This window comes from Shewanella sp. Shew256, from assembly GCF_002196695.1.
GTDB lineage: Bacteria > Pseudomonadota > Gammaproteobacteria > Enterobacterales > Shewanellaceae > Shewanella > Shewanella mangrovisoli.
Window position 1 is genome coordinate 167,828 of sequence record NZ_NAJR01000004.1, and the last position, 18,974, is coordinate 186,801.

Annotated in this window: 16 protein-coding genes; 11 read left to right on the forward strand and 5 right to left on the reverse strand. The window is 49.9% G+C overall.

Features of this window, described 5'->3' with window-relative positions; translation table 11 throughout:
- Positions 1–3: 3 nt before the first annotated feature.
- The 4 genes from cybH (at position 4) to hypF (ending at position 5,713) form a co-directional block, all read left to right on the forward strand.
- Positions 4–678 carry a Ni/Fe-hydrogenase, b-type cytochrome subunit gene (cybH, locus tag B5P39_RS08850; RefSeq protein WP_088211234.1) on the forward strand — a complete coding sequence of 225 codons (675 nt, stop codon included), beginning with the start codon at positions 4–6 and terminating at the stop codon, positions 676–678.
- Between the two features lie 7 nt (positions 679–685).
- A complete protein-coding gene (locus B5P39_RS08855; RefSeq protein ID WP_088211235.1) occupies positions 686–1,264 on the forward strand; it encodes a HyaD/HybD family hydrogenase maturation endopeptidase in 579 nt (192 codons plus the stop codon).
- The gene (locus tag B5P39_RS08860) at positions 1,245–3,095 is read left to right on the forward strand and encodes a NiFe hydrogenase (protein ID WP_088211236.1); all 1,851 of its coding nucleotides are present in this window, start codon (positions 1,245–1,247) and stop codon (positions 3,093–3,095) included. Before B5P39_RS08855 ends, B5P39_RS08860 begins: the two co-directional genes overlap by 20 nt.
- A gap of 71 nt (positions 3,096–3,166) precedes the next feature.
- The gene (hypF, locus tag B5P39_RS08865; protein WP_088211237.1) at positions 3,167–5,713 is read left to right on the forward strand and encodes a carbamoyltransferase HypF; all 2,547 of its coding nucleotides are present in this window, start codon (positions 3,167–3,169) and stop codon (positions 5,711–5,713) included.
- Here hypF and B5P39_RS08870 read toward each other — a convergent pair.
- Entirely contained in the window at positions 5,691–6,569 is an 879-nt protein-coding gene (locus B5P39_RS08870; RefSeq protein ID WP_088211238.1) for a LysR family transcriptional regulator, read from the reverse strand. The genes hypF and B5P39_RS08870 overlap by 23 nt on opposite strands.
- A 161-nt stretch (positions 6,570–6,730) precedes the next feature.
- Between B5P39_RS08870 and fdhD the strand changes: the two genes are divergently transcribed.
- The 7 genes from fdhD (at position 6,731) to hypA (ending at position 13,681) form a co-directional block, all read left to right on the forward strand.
- Complete coding sequence (fdhD, locus tag B5P39_RS08875; protein ID WP_088211239.1) at positions 6,731–7,591, forward strand: formate dehydrogenase accessory sulfurtransferase FdhD; 861 nt, start codon at positions 6,731–6,733, stop codon at positions 7,589–7,591.
- On the forward strand, positions 7,575–9,896 hold the full coding sequence (locus B5P39_RS08880; protein ID WP_088211240.1) for an FdhF/YdeP family oxidoreductase: 2,322 nt from the start codon (positions 7,575–7,577) through the stop codon (positions 9,894–9,896). The genes fdhD and B5P39_RS08880 overlap by 17 nt, the downstream gene beginning before the upstream one ends.
- Positions 9,897–10,107: 211 nt before the next feature.
- Positions 10,108–10,869: a hydrogenase nickel incorporation protein HypB gene (hypB, locus tag B5P39_RS08885; RefSeq protein WP_088211241.1), complete on the forward strand. Its 762-nt coding sequence runs from the start codon at positions 10,108–10,110 to the stop codon at positions 10,867–10,869.
- A complete protein-coding gene (locus tag B5P39_RS08890; RefSeq protein WP_011716875.1) occupies positions 10,870–11,115 on the forward strand; it encodes a HypC/HybG/HupF family hydrogenase formation chaperone in 246 nt (81 codons plus the stop codon).
- A 58-nt stretch (positions 11,116–11,173) separates the two neighbouring features.
- The gene (gene hypD, locus B5P39_RS08895; protein ID WP_088211242.1) at positions 11,174–12,313 is read left to right on the forward strand and encodes a hydrogenase formation protein HypD; all 1,140 of its coding nucleotides are present in this window, start codon (positions 11,174–11,176) and stop codon (positions 12,311–12,313) included.
- Positions 12,306–13,325, forward strand: coding sequence for a hydrogenase expression/formation protein HypE (gene hypE / locus B5P39_RS08900; RefSeq protein ID WP_088211243.1), 1,020 nt, complete (start codon positions 12,306–12,308; stop codon positions 13,323–13,325). Before hypD ends, hypE begins: the two co-directional genes overlap by 8 nt.
- Positions 13,325–13,681 (forward strand): hydrogenase maturation nickel metallochaperone HypA, encoded by a 357-nt coding sequence (hypA, locus tag B5P39_RS08905; RefSeq protein WP_088211244.1) that lies wholly within the window; start codon positions 13,325–13,327, stop codon positions 13,679–13,681. The genes hypE and hypA overlap by 1 nt, the downstream gene beginning before the upstream one ends.
- A 130-nt stretch (positions 13,682–13,811) precedes the next feature.
- Here the strand turns inward: hypA and lpxM are convergent, their stop codons facing one another.
- From lpxM to pheS, 4 genes are all read right to left on the reverse strand, one after another.
- Positions 13,812–14,750, reverse strand: a complete 939-nt coding sequence (gene lpxM, locus B5P39_RS08910) for a lauroyl-Kdo(2)-lipid IV(A) myristoyltransferase (RefSeq protein WP_088211245.1) — start codon at positions 14,748–14,750, stop codon at positions 13,812–13,814.
- Between the two features lie 96 nt (positions 14,751–14,846).
- On the reverse strand, positions 14,847–15,143 hold the full coding sequence (gene ihfA, locus B5P39_RS08915) for an integration host factor subunit alpha (RefSeq protein ID WP_011716870.1): 297 nt from the start codon (positions 15,141–15,143) through the stop codon (positions 14,847–14,849).
- A gap of 3 nt (positions 15,144–15,146) precedes the next feature.
- Complete coding sequence (gene pheT / locus B5P39_RS08920) at positions 15,147–17,534, reverse strand: phenylalanine--tRNA ligase subunit beta (protein WP_088211246.1); 2,388 nt, start codon at positions 17,532–17,534, stop codon at positions 15,147–15,149.
- 14 nt (positions 17,535–17,548) lie between these two features.
- Positions 17,549–18,532, reverse strand: coding sequence for a phenylalanine--tRNA ligase subunit alpha (pheS, locus tag B5P39_RS08925; protein WP_011626306.1), 984 nt, complete (start codon positions 18,530–18,532; stop codon positions 17,549–17,551).
- Between the last annotated feature and the right edge of the window lie 442 nt (positions 18,533–18,974).

An 18,974-nucleotide genomic window follows, 5' to 3' on the forward strand; every position in this document is an offset into this window, starting at 1 on the left:
AACATGAACCATTCTGAAACCCGCATTCGGACACTGGTTTTTAGTCCCGCGATACGGATTTTCCACTGGCTACGGGCACTGACCATTTTAGTGCTGGTGATCACCGGGTTCTATATCGCTTGGCCGTTTCTTGTGGCGCCCGACAGCACGGATGTATTGGTACAAGGCTGGATCCGTTTTGCCCATTTGATCTGCGGTTTTGTGCTGACCGCAGTCACCTTGGCCCGCTTCTACCTGTATTTTTTCAGTCGAAGCGATATCGAGCGGCGCTCATTCCGTGATGTGATGAGCGTTAAGAGCTGGATCACCCAACTGAAATCCTACATTTGGATGGGACACTTGCATAAAGCCGGTGTTTATGGACCGCTACAATTTGTGACCTACGTAGCAATCTCCTTCGTGGCACTTGTGATATGTATTACTGGACTCGTGCTGTATGCCAACGTCTACCATGAAGGTTTAGGTGGCATGCTTTGGAGCAGCGCAGCTTGGATCACGGCGCAAATGGGTGGACTGGCACAGGTGAGAATTTGGCACCACTACCTCACTTGGGCATTCGTTATCTTTGTGGTTATCCACGTCTATATGGCGGTTTGGTCAGGGATACGCTTCAAACATAACTCTGTCGACTCAATTGTCTCTGGTTACGACTACCCGAAACCAGACTCACACCACTAGGAGTCCAATGAAGATATTGCTACTGGGTATTGGCAATGTCCTGTACGCCGATGAAGGCATCGGCGTACATTTTGTCAATTACATCACTGAGAATTATCAGTTCACACACGAGTCCCACCAGCTAGAGATGCTCGATGGCGGCACCTTGGCCCAGGGACTCATTCCGATTATTTGCCAATACGATTATTTGATCGTAGTCGATACCGTTAATGCCAACGGCGTCGAGGCTGGCGAAGTCTATTTCTTCGATTTTGATAAGGCCCCACAGGAAATCGACTGGCAAGGCAGCGCCCATGAAGTCGAAATGCTACAAACCCTCAATATGATGGAAATGGTGGGCGACAGACCCAAAACCTTTGTGCTGGGCGTCACCCCAACCGTGTTAGAACCTATGACACTGGGGCTCACTTCTAAGGTGGCCGCAGCCGTCCCCTTGATGGAACGCACCCTATTATCCCACTTAGCCTCCCTCGGGTTCACCGCGACACGCATTGCCGAGCATAGTATCGATTCGCTGATCCCCAATTCTTACAAACGTGGCGTCACTACTGGTGAAAATATAGAAGATGAAACACATCAGATTTGAGTTTACCTGCTCACGGCAGGTGCCTTTGTATGCGCATTTATGTAATCAATACCTAAATTACGATGCGCTCAATATCAGCATCGGCTGCGACAGCCAAAATGACTTTGGCCCTCAGACCTATTTTATTGAGGCGCAGGGCGAGCAAATACAGCTTGAGCAGCTCGCCGATGCTATCGCCGCCGACTTTTTAATCTCCGTTTGGCTCGTCGATTCAGGCATTAAAGTGATCGATGAGCCACAAGGCCAGCGGACATTATTGGAGATTGTGCCTACAGAAGCGACGCAAGCGGATAAATCCGTCGCAGCCTTTTGCCAACAGTGTTACCCCCGCTTTGGTGATAATCAGGCGGCGCAATTTGGTCAGCTCGATTTAACTTGCCCCTGCTGCCACGGTGAGATGCGCTTAACCAGCGAGCAAAAGGCGTTAACACTTTCCGATCTTAAGGCCATGGCCGCGCAACTTATCAGCCAAGGAACGCTTGATTTAACCAGCGAAAGCGTGCAATTAAGCTTAGCGCCTTTTACCAATCCAACATCGGCAAGACCGCAGCTACTTATTTGTAATCCCAATACCCTCAACGCGCATTTTTGCCTGAAAGATCATCAAGTCATCGCCCTATCCAGTATCGAAAAACCGCTGATTTGCGCAAGACCCACCCAAGCGCACGAAAAACTGTCAGCGCCGCTGTACGATATCTGCTTTGGTTATAGCCGTGTGGTACTGGTACTTGCCGAGGTATTAAGGCAAAAAGGCATCGACTGGGTTTATCTGCAAGGGCAGCACCATAGACCACAACTGGCATGGGTTGAAGGTGGCTGGGCAAAGCTTTCTAGCCCAACGTTAGGCAATGCACAACACCAAGAGGTAAAACACTTCCATGCACCTGAGCCCCTGCGGGAAGATGTTCGTTTTTTAGGCTTTAAAGCGAAGTGGCAAGCCAATAAGAAAACCCGCTCACACCAAGGTTTACTCAGCGTCCAAGCGCTAGCTTCTACAGACAATACAGCTGAATATCAGGGCGATGAGGAAGATCATACTATTGCTGATGCGGCGCTGTTTGCGACCTTACTCAATGGCAAGTTTACCACTCATAAGCAGGCCAAAAATGCGGCGGTAATTTACTTAAGCCACGCGCATCCTAGCCAAATCGTCACCTGTGATAATAAAGGAGAAACCTCGCTGTTTTTTGCCCTGCCCGACCTGCCCGATAATGGTTATGAGATTTTCCATTGCCTCGACAGCAGTCCACAAAAAGCCGTCGCGCAAAAGTTTAAAAGCCAGTTTCCTGATGATTACTTAAAGCTGCTGAGCCTAAAACTGCATGGCAGACGCGATAATCTTCAGAGTCTGTGGGCGATTGCCGCAGTGTTGATTGGATTAAATCCGCAGGAAGAAACTCAGTCGTCAGCCTATTTGAGCGATGCCCTGCTCGCCGCGGCCATGCGTCACCATGGTGCCAATGCGCCGCGCATCGACTATCCCCTCACCAAGGGAGAAGCGCACCGCAGCCTAAATTGGTGTAAAACCCTCGGCACTTTGCTAAGTTTTCGCGTCGCGGGGCACAGCGATCCGAGTCAGCTGGCTTTTGCAATGCAAGACTCCCTCGCCGACTACCTCGCCAATTGGCTGGAACACATAGACTTAAATATCGGCGTACACAACATTGCCTTAGCAGGCAATGAGTTAGCCAACGAAACCCTCTGCAAACGTATTAGCTTGCGACTCGGGAAAAACTTCCCGTTATTAGTCAATCGCAGTCTGGATTTAGAGGGCGACAACTTAGCGGTAGGCGCGCTCTATGTGAAGCAGCGGCAGTTAAATAGCCTTTAACAACACCCGCTCATCGCTAGCCTTAAATTCAGATAGCGCTAACGCATGGAGGATAAAATGTTTTATCTTCCATGCAGATGCTGCCAGATAAGCGAAGAAGACCGAGATTGAAAAAAGCCACCTCACCCGCCAATCAAACCGAGCGACTCGAGCGCCGCCAGCTGCATATCACGGGCATAGTCCAAGGCGTGGGCTTTCGCCCCTTTGTTTACCGCTGGGCGAGTGAGCTTAAATTAACCGGCACTGTGCTGAATAATGCCAAGGGCGTGATGATTGAGCTGCAAGGCAGCGCCGCACAGTTGGATTGCTTTGTGCGCGAGTTAACCACCAATCCGCCGCCACTGGCGCGTATCGATCAGATTAGCCAAAGTCCGTTAGCGGTAAAGCTTGAAGAAGCCAGCTTCGGTATTATCGAAAGTGATAACCAAAGTGATAGCCAAAGTAATGGCTCTGGTGAGCATAACTTAGCCGCGCTGGTTGCCGTATCGGCCGACAAGAGTACCTGTCAGGATTGCTTAGTCGATATGCACAATCCGCTGGATCGCCACTATGGCTATGCCTTTACCAATTGCACCAACTGCGGGCCAAGATACACTATTATCAATGCCTTACCCTACGATCGCCATCATACGGCCATGGCGGATTTCGCCATGTGTCCCGACTGCGCCAAAGCCTATCAAGATCCGCTAAATCGCAGATACCACGCCCAGCCAGTGAGTTGCCCTAAGTGTGGCCCTCAATTGAGTTTAAAATCGCCTCAGGGCGAGTTACTCGCACCTAACTTCTCGTCTGCTTCGCAAGATAACAGCCTTGCGGTATTGTCGGCTGCGGCCGAAAAGCTTGCCCAAGGGCAAATTCTGGCGATTAAGGGCCTTGGCGGCTTCCATTTAGTCTGTGATGCAAGAAACACTCAGGCGGTCAGTCAATTAAGAGAACGTAAACAACGCAAGGCTAAGCCGCTGGCGGTGATGATGCCGAACATCGAAGTGGCAAAACGCTATGTAAAGGGTACACAGGCAGAGTGGCAAACCTTAAGCTCGCAGGAGCGCCCAATAGTACTAATGCAAGCACAGCATAAGCACGATCTAAGCCCTGAGATTGCGCCTAACATTCCCAAACTTGGGATCTTTTTGCCCTACACTCCCCTGCATCATTTACTACTCGGGCTATTTAATGCTCCCTTAGTTGCGACCAGTGCGAATCTGTCGGGCGAGCCGATTATCACCCATTGCGATGAGCTTATCAGTCAACTCGGCCATGTGGTGGATGCCATCGTCGATCACAATCGGCCCATCCTCAATGGCTGTGATGACAGCGTGGTGCAACTTATCCAACCGCCAAATGGCTGTGCGCCACAGGTGCAAGTGCTGCGTTTAGCGCGGGGATATGCGCCCTTAAGTTTTCCGTTACCCAAGCCGCTGAGTCGCACCATACTTGCCGTGGGTGCCCAACAAAAAAATGCCATTGCCTTAGGTTTCGGCTCAAATGTGTTTTTAAGCCCACATATTGGCGATCTTTTTAGTGTGAGCGCCGAGCAGTACTTCGAGCGCACTTTGGCGACCTTTGCCCGGCTGTATCATTTCAGTCCCGAGCTGATTGTCCACGATAAGCACCCAGACTACGCGCCATCGCGCTGGGCTGAGGCGCAGCAACAGCAAAGCCTTGATACGCTGCGTGGAGACTCTCGTTCAATCCAAACCTTCAGTGTGCAGCATCACCACGCCCATGTATTAAGCGTAATGGCCATCAATCAATATCAGGATGCAGTGTTAGGTTTTAGTTTCGATGGTACAGGGCTTGGGAACGATGGCAGCCTCTGGGGCGGCGAAGTCTTACTCACCACCCTTAACGGTGCCGAGCGGCTTGCCCATTTCGAGGCCATTCCCTTGCTTGGTGGAGAACAGGCAATTAAGCAGCCTGTACGATTGCTGCTAGCTTTGCTATTTGAACAAATGAGTTTAGCGGCGGTACAAGCCTTAGATTTGCCCATCCTAAAAAGCCTGACGCCACTAACCTTAAGCAATCTGCATCGGATCTGGCAAAACGGCCATGGGATTAACAGCTCCTCGGTGGGGCGCTTGTTCGATGCCCTCGCCTGCGCCTTAGGCTTTATCGACACCACCCAATTTGAAGGTCAAGCGGGCATGTTAATTGAGGCGGCGGCAAGACGGGCCGATACGCAGCAATTGCCCACGCTGATGCTCGACTTGCCCTTGGACACTACGAATCAATCCAGTGACAGCTCGGCACACGAACCGCATATCTGGCGCAGTAGCCAACTCTTTAAGCAGATAATCACGCTGATTACCGAAGCGCCGCTCACTAGCCTTCGGCAAGAGCAGATCGCCCGCGCCTTTTTGCATAGTGTGGGGGATGCCATTTGTGGTTATGCCGCGCGCTATCCAGCCCTGCCCGTGGTGCTGTGCGGCGGAGTGTTTCAAAATCAATATTTGCTTGAATATTGCCTCAATAAACTGCACCTACAAGGCAACACCGTGCTGCCTAACAAACATATTCCCGTCAACGATGGCGGTATCGCCCTCGGTCAGCTTTGGTATGGTATCCATCAAAACGCAAGCAATAACCAGTCATGCTTTAAGACTCAAGCTGACGCATAAAGGCTTTCATTGCGGGCGTAATGCTGTGCTTACGGGTCATAAAGACCGTTTGCCCTGAACTGACACCGTCCAAAAGCTGATATGGGATCCCAAAGAGTTGCGCCACCGATTCGGCAATACCGCGGCTAACGATAGCACTGCCTAAACCATGCTTTACCGCGCCGATTAAGTGGAATAATGAGTCGGTTTCCAGCACCAGATTAAAATCGATCCCCGCCTGCGCCATTGCATTATCTATGTATTTTCTAAACTGCATATTTTGACTGAGCAGCACTAAGGGACGTGTACCTATGTCCACTAAAGACAAGCACTTGCTTGCACTGTCATCAACCGAATCACAGGACAACAGCGCCATTTGATTGGCCCGCTGCGGATAAAACACAAAGCTGCGTCGATTGGCCTCGGTTAGCTGTTCATCAAATCCAAGGCCGATATCAGTTTTATGCAGGCTCAGGCTTTCAATCAGTTGCCCATTGGTCATCACAGATAACTTGATGCTGATATTGGGATAAGCCAGATTAAACAGCTTAATCAGCGGCATGATGTCGATGCTCGATTGCGGCACTATGCCAATCCGTAGCGAACCCGTGAGCTGGCCGCGAAACAGACTCAACTCCTGCTTTAACGCTGCCTGTTCCTGCAACATTCTCTCGGCGTATTGCAGCATGATCTGTCCCGCATCCGTGAGCGCCACAAACTGGCTGCCCCGCACCACTAGCTCAGTGCCAAGGCTTTTTTCAAGGGAGCTGATCCCCGCAGAGAGCGTCGGTTGCGTCACATGGCAGGCGTTCGCCGCTTTGGCAAAATGCTGTAATTGCGCGAGTTGTTGGAAATAATGCAGATGGCGAATATTCATAGTGCTTTCGATATAGTGTTTTAGACAAATCTGAAAAATCAAACCCTATTGATATCCACAGTTTAATAGAAATCTTCTATCAATCCATAAAATAGTTTGATTGGCCTAGCGCGTAAGTCCTCTCTAGGATGTGATCAACATCCAATTTCAGGTTGAAATGCGTGCCAACTCACCCACTCGATTCGGCGAACGATCCAAGGCTCTGCCCTGAATCTCAATACAGCCCAAACACGGCACAACATGCTAGTGCCCGCTTCTCGCATCTGGTTGAAGAGGTCGCTGCCGCCATCAACCTCAATGGCATCAGCTATGCGGTGATGATGATAACGCCCGATCACTTTGAGGACTTTGTGATTGGCTTCTTATTCGCCGAAGGCATTATCAGCCAAGATGAAGATGTGCATGAAATTGATATCACTCCTGTCCAAGACAGCGTAATGCTCGATGTCATCTTAGCTAATCGCTGTTTAATCGCCCTTAAACAACGTAAAAGACGGCTCGTCGGCGCGACAGGCTGCGGGATCTGTGGTGTGGAAGCCCTAGGTCATGCCTTGCCAGATTTACCGCCATTGCCCGCCTGCGCTCCCTTGGTGCTTGAGCATGTCGACCGCCTCAAACAACAAATACATAAACATCAACTTAAGGCGCAGCGCAGCGGCGCTATCCATGCCGCTTTTGCCTTGGATGAGGCAGGCAATATCCTTGAGTGCCGTGAAGATATCGGTAGGCACAATGCGTTAGATAAGCTGATTGGCGCGTTGCTGCGGCAAAAGCGCAACGCCAAGGCGCTGCTGATGACCAGTCGATGCAGCAGCGAGTTGATCCAAAAAGCGGTGCGTTATGGTGCCAATCATTTGATTAGTCTCGCATCACCCAGCCAGCTCGCGGTGAAACTGGCGCTGAAATATCAGCTTAACCTTGTCCATATTCCTAAGTTTGATCCGCCAATCCACTACTCCATATTTGATGAAAGCCTTGCATGCCAATGCAATAGCGGAGAATTTTATGCCTGTTCATATTGAAAAACCGACCAAAGCCGGCGGCTTCCCCTCACTGCAATCGACCTTAAAGCATGTGCTGCGCAGCCAAAAGACCCAGCAAAATATCAAAAACCTGCTTCGGGTAAACCAAACCGATGGCTTTGACTGCCCAGGTTGTGCCTGGGGCGATAACAAGGCAGGCGCCTTTCAGTTTTGCGAAAATGGCGCCAAGGCCGTGGCGTGGGAATCGACGGGCAAGATTGTCGATCGCGACTTTTTCGCCGAGTTTTCGGTTCGTCAGTTAACCAAACAGACCGACTATTGGCTCGAATATCAGGGCCGCTTGGCCGAACCTATGCGCTATAACGCTGCAACCGATCACTATGAGCCCATCCGCTGGGATGATGCCTTTCAGCTGATTGCTGATACGCTTAATGGCCTTAGCGACCCCAATCAAGTGGAGTTTTACACCTCGGGCCGCGCCAGTAACGAGGCATCGTACCTCTATCAATTGTTTGGCCGACTGTACGGCACCAATAACTTCCCCGATTGCTCGAATATGTGCCACGAGGCCAGCGGCGTAGCACTCAACCAAGCCATTGGTGTCGGTAAAGGCACTGTCGTATTAAGCGATTTCGATGCGGCCGAGGCGATTTTTGTCTTCGGGCAAAATCCCGGCACTAACCATCCACGGATGATGAATGCCCTACGTAAAGCGGCCAAACAGGGTTGTAAAATTGTCACCTTCAATAACTTAAAGGAAGTGGCGCTGGAGCGATTCGCCAGCCCGCAAAGCCCAACGGAGTTATTAACCCCCGCAGCGACCACCATTAGCCATCAATACCTCACGCCGCTGCTGGGCGGCGATATGGCAGCCATTCGCGGCATGGCAAAGCATATTCTTGAGTCGAACTCAAAGTGTATCGACCGGGAGTTTATCGCCACCCACACTGCGTTTTTCGCAGACTATGAACAGAGTATCCGCCATACCGACTGGCAACAGATTGAAGCCCAATCGGGCTTAGCCAAGGCCGATATTATTCAAGCTGCCACTGTCTTTAGCCAAAGCAAGACGGTGATCAGCTGCTGGGCCATGGGCATCACTCAGCATAAACATTCGGTCGATACCATTCGCGAAATCATTAACTTGCATCTGCTCTGCGGCCAAATAGGTAAAGCTGGCGCAGGGCTTTGCCCGGTGCGCGGTCACAGCAATGTGCAGGGTAACCGCACAATGGGAATTAACGAAAAACCCAAAGCCGAGTTTATTGACCGTTTAGAGCAGTATTTGGGCTGCCAGTTACCCCGCGCCGCTGGTCATAATGTAGTTGAAGCCTTGAAGGCCTTAGATAGTGAGCAAAGCAAAGTGCTAATTTGCCTCGGCGGCAACCTAGCTGCCGCGGCGCCCGACAGCGTCTTTACCTATAACGCCATGGGAAAAACGCAGTTAAATGTGCAAATCAGCACTAAGCTCAACCGCAGTCACTTACAGATCGGTAAAGATGCGCTGATTTTACCTTGCCTTGGCCGCACCGAACTCGATAAGCAAAAACACGGCATTCAAAAAATCACCGTCGAAGATACCTTTAGCATGGTGCACGCCTCGACCGGGATGAACGATGCGGTATCGCCATTGTGCCTGTCGGAAATCGATATTGTGGCGCGCATGGCGCACGCTACCTTAGCAGCGAAACCACCATCAGTGAGTACACCTAATACCAAGTCAATTGACTGGTTAGCCCTAAGGGATGACTACAACCTGATCCGCGATTTGATTGAGCAAACCATTGCAGGTTTTGAAGATTACAATCAAAAAATTAACGTCCCAGCGGGATTCCATTTAACCAATAATGCCGCGCAGCTCGACTGGCATACCAAAAGCCACAAGGCTGAATTTAACGCCTGTGCTTTACCCGACTCCATCCTCGCCGATTGTTCGAGTCAGGCCCTAACCAGTACGCTGCCAGTGTTGCTGCTACAGAGTCTGCGCTCACACGATCAATACAACACTACCATCTACGGCATGGATGACAGATACCGCGGCATTAAGGGCAAGCGTAATGTGCTGTTTATGAACAGTGATGATGCCAAGGTGCAGGGCTTTAGCGACGGCCAGTTAGTCGATATCCAATCGCTCACTAACGATGGCAAATTGCGCAAAGTGTATGACTTTATGGTGATTTATTACGAGATCCCTAAGGGCAATATCGCCGCCTATTACCCCGAGACCAATCCCTTAGTCGCCATCGACAGTGTGGGCGTGGGCTCCTACACCCCAACCTCAAAATCGGTTCCCGTTATCTTAACGCCCGCAAACAGCAACAAAATCAGCATCGCCCAACTGTAAGTCACTCAAGCGCTTCATCCCACAGGCCAAAGAAATGTTCTTTGGCCTTTGTTTATCCAAATAAACCTGACGAACATCAAAGAATCCGCAGCCGATTTGTATCACACTTAACATTAGCGTAATCAAATTAACCCTATTCGATAGCATCAGCATATTGTCAGGCAAATGCCGCCCATTGAGGCGCTCGGCCTAGGACAAGGAGAAATATAAGATGTGTAAAGACTGCGGCTGCTCCTTACCCCGCCATTCACATGAACACGGCCACCTGCATCACCATCAGGAATTGCACACCAATCCTCAGCTTAACGATAAAAAAACCTTGTCGGTGATCCACAAAATTCTCGATAAAAACGATGTCGAAGCGGCCCATAACCGTGCGCATTTTGAGGCGCACAATATCTCTGCCTTCAATTTAATGAGTAGCCCAGGCAGTGGCAAAACCACCTTGCTTGAACACTTAAAAGAGTACACCGCCCTCAACTACGCCGTAATTGAAGGGGATTTAGAGACCTCCCGCGATGCCGACCGCTTAATCGCCAAAGGCATTCAGGCCCATCAAATTCAAACCGGCAGTGCCTGCCACCTCGATGCATTCATGGTGCATGGCGCTTTGCATCACTTGCCACTCGAAGGCTTAGATATTTGCTTTGTCGAAAACGTGGGAAACCTCGTCTGTCCCGCCAGTTACGATGTTGGCACCCATAAAAATATCGTGCTGCTCTCGGTTCCAGAAGGCGATGATAAGATTGAGAAATATCCCGTTATGTTCCGCCGCGCCGATCTGGTGCTCATCACCAAATGCGATCTCTTGCCCTACTTCGATTTCAGTGTCGATGAGGCGAAAGCCCAACTTAAAAAGCTCAACCCTGACACACAGATTCTGGAAGTCTCGATTAAGGATGGCGATGCCATGCGTGCCGTCGTTGCATGGCTGAACGACAACCTTCACTACGCTGCGGGAGAGCCACAATAAATGTGCCTGTCTATTCCTTCCCAAGTGGTGGCCGTGGATAACGAGCGTCAATCGGTCACTGTCGATACCTTAGGCGTCAGGCGCGATGTGAGCAGTCATTTGATGACTGAGCCTTTAGCCATTGGTGACTATGTGCTTATCCATATCGGTTTTGTGATGAATAAAATTGATCGCAATGATGCACTACAAAGTCTTGAATTATATAAAGAGATAGTCTCAAAACTTGAAAATGAGACCACGCATTGAGTAATCACCGCAGTAAAAGTGATAACAAATAACAACCAAAACTGCGCAAGGACTGAAGATGCTTGACCTAAAACTCCTTTATCAAGGCTTTCGCGACCCCGATACCATAGCCTCGTTTGCGGAGGATATCGCTAAATGCGCCCGCACACTTAAAGAGCCTATCAATATCATGGAGGTCTGTGGCGGCCATACCCACACCATCATGAAATACGGTTTACTGGATTTACTGCCGGAAAATATTGAATTTATCCACGGTCCCGGCTGCCCCGTGTGCGTCATGCCCAAGGAGCGAATTGACCAAGCCGCAGTGCTCGCCCAGCAGGAAGAAGTGATTTTAGTAACCCTAGGGGATATGATCCGCGTGCCCGGCTCCCAAGGCTCATTAGCCAGTTTTAGGGCCAAGGGCTGTGATATTCGCCCTATCTATGACCCTTTAGATACGCTCAAAATCGCCCGCGACAATCCCGATAAAACCGTGGTGTTTTTCGCCATTGGCTTTGAAACCTCGACCCCCATGACCGCCGTGCTGCTACAGTTGGCCGAGCAGGAAAAGCTGGCGAATTTGTTGTTTCATATCAACCACGTCTTAGTGCCACCCGCAATTGATGCTGTGATGCAAGACCCTAAAGCCAGGGTAAACGCCTTCATTGGCCCTGCGCACGTCAGCGTGATCAGTGGCGCTAAAATCTATCGCCCCGCGGTCGAGCAATATGGCACGCCTGTGGTGGTTTCAGGGTTCGAACCCGTTGATGTGATGGAGTCTATCCTGCGCATCGTGCGGCAAAAGGTGGCGGGAACGGCGCTATTAGATATTCAATACAGCCGCGCCGTGTCCGAGGAAGGTAATCTTGCCGCTCAGGCCAAGGTTAATCAATTTTTCCAGACTCGGCCGCAATTTCGTTGGCGCGGGCTTGGACCCATTCCCAACTCGGCGCTTGAATTAAGACCCGAATACGCCCACAGGGACGCCGAGAAGTACTTTAAGGACAGATTACCCGTCAAAGAGATTGACGATCATAAGGCTTGCCAATGCGGCGATATTCTTCGCGGGCTCGCCAAACCTAAAGACTGTAAAGTCTTTGGCCGCGGCTGCAATCCCGAAACCCCTCTCGGTAGCTGTATGGTTAGCTCCGAAGGCGCGTGTAATGCGTATTACCGCTATCAAGGCATAGATAGCAAGGAGCCACACCATGGCTGATTTCCAACCCAAAGATAAAGCGATTCAACTCAGCCACGGTGGTGGCGGCAAAGAGATGAATAAACTTATTCGTGAACTGTTTTTTGCCGAGTTCGATAACCCCATCCTGCGCAGCGAAGAAGACGCGGCCAAGCTCGATCTGCAAGGCGCGACCGCCTTTACCACTGATTCCTTTACGGTATCGCCGCTGTTTTTTGCTGGCGGAGATATTGGCAAGTTGGCGATCGCCGGTACTGTGAATGATCTTGCCATGATGGGCGCCGAGCCACAGTATTTAAGTTGCAGTGTAATCATCGAAGAAGGCTTTTCGCTCAATCAGTTAACCACTATTGTGCGCAGCATGGCGAAGGAGCTTAAACAGAGCGGCGCCAGAATCGTTTGTGGCGATACCAAGGTCGTGCCTAAGGGCTGCGCCGATGGCTTATTTATCAATACCTCCGGCGTTGGACGGATTTTACGTCCGAATATCTCGGCGGCGAATGTCGCGCCGGGGGATGCAATTATTGTCTCCCGCGATGTGGGTTGCCATGGCGCCGCGATTCTGATGGCCCGTGAAGGCCTAACCCTCGAATCGGCTTTGCAAAGCGATTGTGCCACTCTTTGGCCCGTGGTTGAGCAGCTTATTGCGGCGAATATTCCCATTCATGCGATGCGTGATGCGACTCGTGGCGGGCTCTCCGCCGTGTTAAACGAGTGGGCAGCGGCTGCCAATGTCGGGATTACCGTCAACGAAGCCAGCATCCCAGTCTGCGATGAAGTCAAAGGCTTGTGCGAGCTCTATGGCTTTGAGGCCATGGATTTAGCCAATGAAGGCACCTTTATCTTGGCAGTCCCTAACGATATCGCCATTGGTGCCTTGGAAATCATGCAGCGCTTTGGTCATTGCGAGCAAGCGGCCATTATCGGCACGGTGAGCGACGAATTGCCGGGAAAAGTGATCTTAAGAACGCCGTGGAATACCAAACGTTACTTAGACTTGCCCCAAGGTGAACTGCTGCCAAGGATTTGTTAATGCACGAATATTCCATCGTCAGCGCCTTGATAGAGCAATGCGAGCAACACGCTAGGGCCAATCGAGCCAATAAAATCACCCGCGTCGATATCAAACTCGGCGTGATGAGCGGGGTCGAACCGGCCTTGCTCGAGACCGCCTTTGAAACCTTTAAACTCGATGGGATCTGCCGTAATGCAGAATTGCGGATGACACTGCAACCCTTAGTGATTGCCTGTTTGGATTGCCACCAAGAGTCTGAACTTGCTGAGCGCTCTATTGTCTGCCCTGCCTGTCACAGCTACCATACGCGGGTATTAGATGGCGAAGATATGCTGCTGATGCAACTTGAAATGGAGCAAGAAGATGAGCGCTGAGTGGCTATAAGCCTCTGAATCAAGCATTCACACTTGATAAAAAATGGGCTTTAAGTATTCCACTTAAAGCCCATTTTATTTGTCTGCTAGCAGCCACTTTCACTATCGATAAGTCGCTATAGATAAATCACTATTGATAAATCGAGGCCTGCCCTTCAGGGCGGGTCTTAAGCAATCTTAAGAACCACATATACTGCTCAGGGTAAGCGAGGATCACTTGCTCAACCGCTTTATTCAGAGCTAACGCTTCGTTTTCTTTACCGACCATGTCTTCGGCGGCAATGGCGGGCATTACGGTTAAATCAAACTGGCGTGAAGCTTGGTTATAACCAATTTTCACCGGCAGCACTTGGGCATTTCCCGCCTGAGCTAAGCGGCCAACCACGGGTAATGTCGCTTTAACTGTGCCTAAAAACGGGGTAAACACGCTCTGATCTGGGCCTAAATCTTCATCGGGCAGGTAGAAAAAGCTATTGTTCTGCTTCAATTCGGCCAACAAGGCGCGGATCCCCGCCTCTCGCATATAAACATGGCCACCACCACTGCTACGTACCCGATTGTTAAACCAGTTGAATAAAGCGTTTTTGTGGGCCTTAGCCATAGTCACCATGGGCAAGTCGAGGTTTAACCTCAGTCCCGCATAATCGATGGGCCACACATGGGGCATGATAAATATTACAGGCTGTCCTTCCGCTTGCGCCGCTTGTACGTGCTCAAAGCCCATGAGATTCACACGGCGGTGTAAATGCGCCTTTGAGCGTACCAACAGCTCACCTTGAGATAACAGCACTAAGACGAAGTTCTGTACGTTCTCATCGATTAAGGCTTCAATCTCTGCGGCGGATTTTTCAGGGAAACACGCCTTTAAGTTCGCTCTGGCAATGCCTATTGGCTTTTTCGCAATTGGCGCCACCAGTTTGGCCAAGGTTCTGGCGATAGGATCACGCAGCCACGCGGGCATGATCCCAAAAATCACTAATAGGCCGATCGCCAACCAAGTGACCCAATATTTAGGGTGCAATAAGGCCAGTTGAAAACGTCGGTCAAAATGTTTGGGCTGTCTTGACAAAGAAATCACCTCAGACAGTTAAAGACTGAATTCGCATAGGAAGAAAATAGGAAAGCCACTCGCGATGGAGTGGCTTTCCTATCAAACTTTAAGAAATTACTTGCCCGCGTTAGCTGCTTCTACGCGAGTTTTCAGTTTCTGGCCGGGACGGAAGGTCACGACACGGCGAGCGGAAATCGGGATATCCTCGCCTGTTTTTGGGTTCCTTCCCGGTCTTTGATTCTTATCCCTAAGGTCAAAGTTGCCAAAGCCAGATAACTTGACCTGCTCACCACTTTCAAGTGCGCCTCGAATTTCTTCAAAGAACGACTCAACCATCTCTTTAGCGACACGCTTGTTAATGCCTAGTGTTTCAAAAAGATGTTCTGCCATTTCGGCTTTGGTAAGTGCCATACTTTAATCCCTCAACGATGCGTTGAACTCGGTCTTCAGGGCAGAAACAACTGATTCTACTGTCTCAGCGATCTCTTTTTCCTCAAGTGTACGAGTAGTGTCTTGTAACGTAAGTGCTATCGCCAAGCTCTTCTTGCCGGGCTCAACACCTTTACCTAAGTATACATCGAACAAGTTTATGCCAACCAACTGATTTTCGCCAACTTTTCTTATCAATTTCATTACATCGCCTGCAGATACACTTTCATCTACGACTACTGCGATGTCACGACGATTAGCCGGGAACTTAGATACAGCTTGGGCTAGCGGTAAACTGGTATGCAATAAAGCATCCAATTCCAACTCAAAAACGATGGTTTTACCATTGAGTCCAAAAGGCTTCTCCAAACTAGGATGGATAGCACCTATATGACCGATCACTCGATCATTTCTCAATATTTCAGCACATTGCCCTGGATGAAGAGCAGAATGCGTCGCTACTCTAAAGCTAAATTCTGATGCGGAAACTGTCAAGCCGATAATTGCTTCTAAATCGCCTTTAAGGTCGAAAAAATCAACAGTTTTCGATTCCATAGCCCAATGTTCGTCATTTTGGAGGCCAGTTATGACGCAACCGAGCATAGCTTGCTGTCTTACACCTGATTCTGCATTAATATCAGGAACAAAGCGCAGGCCAGTTTCAAAAAGTCTCACACGACCCTGTTGACGACTTTGGTTGTAGCCAACCGCAGTCAATAATCCTGTGAACATTGACAAACGCATGGCCGACATTTCGCTAGATATTGGGTTCGGTAACACCATGGCTTGCTCACCTGGGTGAATCAGATTTTGCAGCTTAGGATCGACGAAACTGTAAGTCACGGCTTCTTGGAAACCACGGGCCACTAACAGCGAACGTACGCGCTTGAGGCTTAAATCGGTTTCTTTATGGTCTGACATCCGCAGTGACGCCACAGGCGCAACGTTTGGAATGTTGTTGTAACCGTAGATACGGGCCACTTCTTCGATTAAGTCTTCTTCAATCGCCATATCGAAGCGGTAAGTGGCGGTAGTCACCTGCCAGCAACCCTCGCCTGCTACCACGCCGAAACCTAAACGTTCGAGGATTTCAACCACGTCGCTATCGGGAACATGGTGACCTAGAATTTTATCTAACTTGCTGCGACGCAATAGGATTTGCGCAGGCTTTGGTAAGTCAGCGTCAGATTTGGCTTCAACCACAGGGCCCGCTTCACCGCCGCAAATATCCAGCACTAAGCGAGTCGCACGGTCCATAACTTTGTGCTGCATCTCAGGGTCAACACCACGTTCGAAACGGTGTGATGAATCGGTATGCAGACCTAAACGGCGTGATTTACCCATAATCGCTAATGGTGCAAAGAAGGCACATTCGAGCAGAATGTCTTGAGTGGTATCACTCACACCCGAGTATTCGCCACCAAATACCCCAGCAAGCGCTAATGGACGGGCATCGTCGGCAATCACTAAGGTATCGCTTGGAATGGTCACTTCGCTGCCATCGAGCAGGGTGATTTTCTCTTCGCCATTGCCTAAACGCACTTGGATATCGCCAGTCAGCTTGGCAAGGTCGAAGGCGTGCATAGGTTGGCCGAATTCAACTAACACGAAGTTAGTGATATCGACGATAGGGTCGATTGAACGAATGCCGCTGCGGCGCAGTTTTTCCTGCATCCATAATGGCGTAGCCGCTTTCACGTTCACATTCTTCACCACACGACCTAAGTAGCGTGGGCACGCTGCGCTTTCCTTCACATTGATAGCCACTTTGGCATCAATGGTTGGCGTAACAGCTTGCCATTGTGGCTCAGTCACAGCAGCACGGTTTAACACGCCGACTTCACGAGCCAGACCCACCATGCCTAAACAGTCGGCACGGTTAGCGGTTAAATCCACTTCAATCACAGCGTCATCAAGCTGGAGATACTCACGTAAATCCGTGCCTAATGGCGCATCTAATGGCAGTTCGATAATGCCATCGCTGTCGATGTCGATGCCTAGCTCGCTGTATGAACACAGCATGCCTTCTGAAGGCATACCACGCAGCTTAGCCTTTTTAATTTTAAAATCGCCTGGCAATACCGCCCCTACCATGGCAACGGCAACGCGTAGACCTTGGCGGCAGTTAGGTGCGCCGCAAACGATATCGATAAGTTCACCACTGCCGACACTGACTTTAGTCACGCGCAGTTTGTCTGCATCTGGGTGCTGGCCACATTCGACCACTTCACCAATCACTACGCCGTTGAACTCGGCAGCCACGGCATCAACGCCATCGACTTCGAGGCCAGCCATAGTGATCTGGTGGGATAATGCTTCACGGCTAACGGCAGGATTGACCCACTCACGAAGCCAAGATTCGCTAAATTTCATGCTATACAGCTCCGTTATTTAAATTGCTTCAGGAAACGCAGGTCGTTTTCGAAAAACGCACGTAGATCGTTTACGCCGTAACGCAGCATAGTTAAACGCTCAACGCCCATACCAAAAGCAAAACCAGAGTATTTTTCTGGATCGATGCCCACGCTGCGTAGCACGTTCGGGTGCACCATACCGCAGCCTAACACTTCTAACCATTTGCCGTTTTTACCCATTACGTCTACTTCGGCTGAAGGTTCAGTGAATGGGAAGTAAGAAGGACGGAAACGCACCTGTAAATCTTCCTCGAAGAAGTTACGCAGGAAGTCATGCAACACGCCTTTTAACTCGGCGAAGTTAACGTTTTCATCCACCAGCAAACCTTCCACTTGGTGGAACATTGGCGTGTGAGTTTGGTCGTAGTCGTTACGATACACACGACCCGGTGAAATAATCCGCAGTGGCGGCTTTTCAGTTTCCATAGTACGGATCTGCACGCCCGAGGTTTGGGTACGCAGCATCAGCTTAGGATTAAAGTAAAACGTATCGTGGTCAGCACGCGCTGGGTGGTGCTCAGAGATATTCAAGGCGTCGAAGTTATGGAAGTCATCTTCGATTTCTGGCCCTTGTTTTACCGAAAACCCTAATTCCCCAAAAAAGGTTTCGATACGTTCAATGGTGCGCGTCACTGGGTGTAAACCACCGATGTCGATAGTGCGGCCAGGTAGCGTCACATCAATCTTTTCGGCGATTAACTTGGCTTCCAGTTCGGCACTTTTCAGGCCGTCGATGCGCTCAGTTAATTTCTGTTGAATGGCCTGCTTCGCATCATTGACCGCCTGACCAAAAGCGGGTTTTTCTTCAGGACTTAAGCTGCCCATCATTTTCATCATGTCGGTGATCTTACCCTTCTTACCCAGGTAATCGACACGGATATCATCCAGTGCTTTTAGATCACTGGCCTGGTCAATAATGACTAAGGCTTGTTCTACGATCTCAGTTAACTGCTGCATTTTCTCTTCCACTGCATAGTCGCGCTTGATAAACAAGTGCTATGGGCGCCAAACTTTCAGGCTATTTGGGTGCTCAGGTTATCGGGCGTTAATGCCAGACGCTTTGCTAGCTATAACGAAATAAAAGGAGAGAAATTTTACGCGAGCGAGCGGCATATTACTAGGGTTTATTCGGGGTTTTTATCATGCAAATTCATGTGTTACCCCAACAAATGCCGCGAGTTGGAGAGTAACAAATCACGATTGCTGATTTTTACAGCAAACGGTTCATCATCTGCTACCACTAGCTACATATGTAGCTAAACTGTAAACTTACGTTTGTACCTTGCCAAAATTGCAGCAAATAAACTCAAAAAGACTGCAATTGGACAACAATAATACAAGCAACTGCTTACAAGACAGAAAATCATAAAGTCTATGGCAAACCGACCAATATCCATTT

What these genes read in the sequence shown, in the direction of transcription:
- hypA (WP_088211244.1), top strand. Translation starts at nt 13,325, where the DNA reads ATGCACGAATATTCCATCGTCAGCGCCTTGATAGAGCAATGCGAGCAA.
- hypD (WP_088211242.1), top strand. Translation starts at nt 11,174, where the DNA reads ATGCTTGACCTAAAACTCCTTTATCAAGGCTTTCGCGACCCCGATACC.
- B5P39_RS08870 (WP_088211238.1), bottom strand. Translation starts at nt 6,569, where the DNA reads ATGAATATTCGCCATCTGCATTATTTCCAACAACTCGCGCAATTACAG.
- pheS (WP_011626306.1), bottom strand. Translation starts at nt 18,532, where the DNA reads ATGCAGCAGTTAACTGAGATCGTAGAACAAGCCTTAGTCATTATTGAC.
- B5P39_RS08880 (WP_088211240.1), top strand. Translation starts at nt 7,575, where the DNA reads ATGCCTGTTCATATTGAAAAACCGACCAAAGCCGGCGGCTTCCCCTCA.
- B5P39_RS08860 (WP_088211236.1), top strand. Translation starts at nt 1,245, where the DNA reads ATGAAACACATCAGATTTGAGTTTACCTGCTCACGGCAGGTGCCTTTG.
- ihfA (WP_011716870.1), bottom strand. Translation starts at nt 15,143, where the DNA reads ATGGCACTTACCAAAGCCGAAATGGCAGAACATCTTTTTGAAACACTA.
- cybH (WP_088211234.1), top strand. Translation starts at nt 4, where the DNA reads ATGAACCATTCTGAAACCCGCATTCGGACACTGGTTTTTAGTCCCGCG.
- hypF (WP_088211237.1), top strand. Translation starts at nt 3,167, where the DNA reads ATGCAGATGCTGCCAGATAAGCGAAGAAGACCGAGATTGAAAAAAGCC.
- B5P39_RS08855 (WP_088211235.1), top strand. Translation starts at nt 686, where the DNA reads ATGAAGATATTGCTACTGGGTATTGGCAATGTCCTGTACGCCGATGAA.
- hypB (WP_088211241.1), top strand. Translation starts at nt 10,108, where the DNA reads ATGTGTAAAGACTGCGGCTGCTCCTTACCCCGCCATTCACATGAACAC.
- B5P39_RS08890 (WP_011716875.1), top strand. Translation starts at nt 10,870, where the DNA reads ATGTGCCTGTCTATTCCTTCCCAAGTGGTGGCCGTGGATAACGAGCGT.
- pheT (WP_088211246.1), bottom strand. Translation starts at nt 17,534, where the DNA reads ATGAAATTTAGCGAATCTTGGCTTCGTGAGTGGGTCAATCCTGCCGTT.
- hypE (WP_088211243.1), top strand. Translation starts at nt 12,306, where the DNA reads ATGGCTGATTTCCAACCCAAAGATAAAGCGATTCAACTCAGCCACGGT.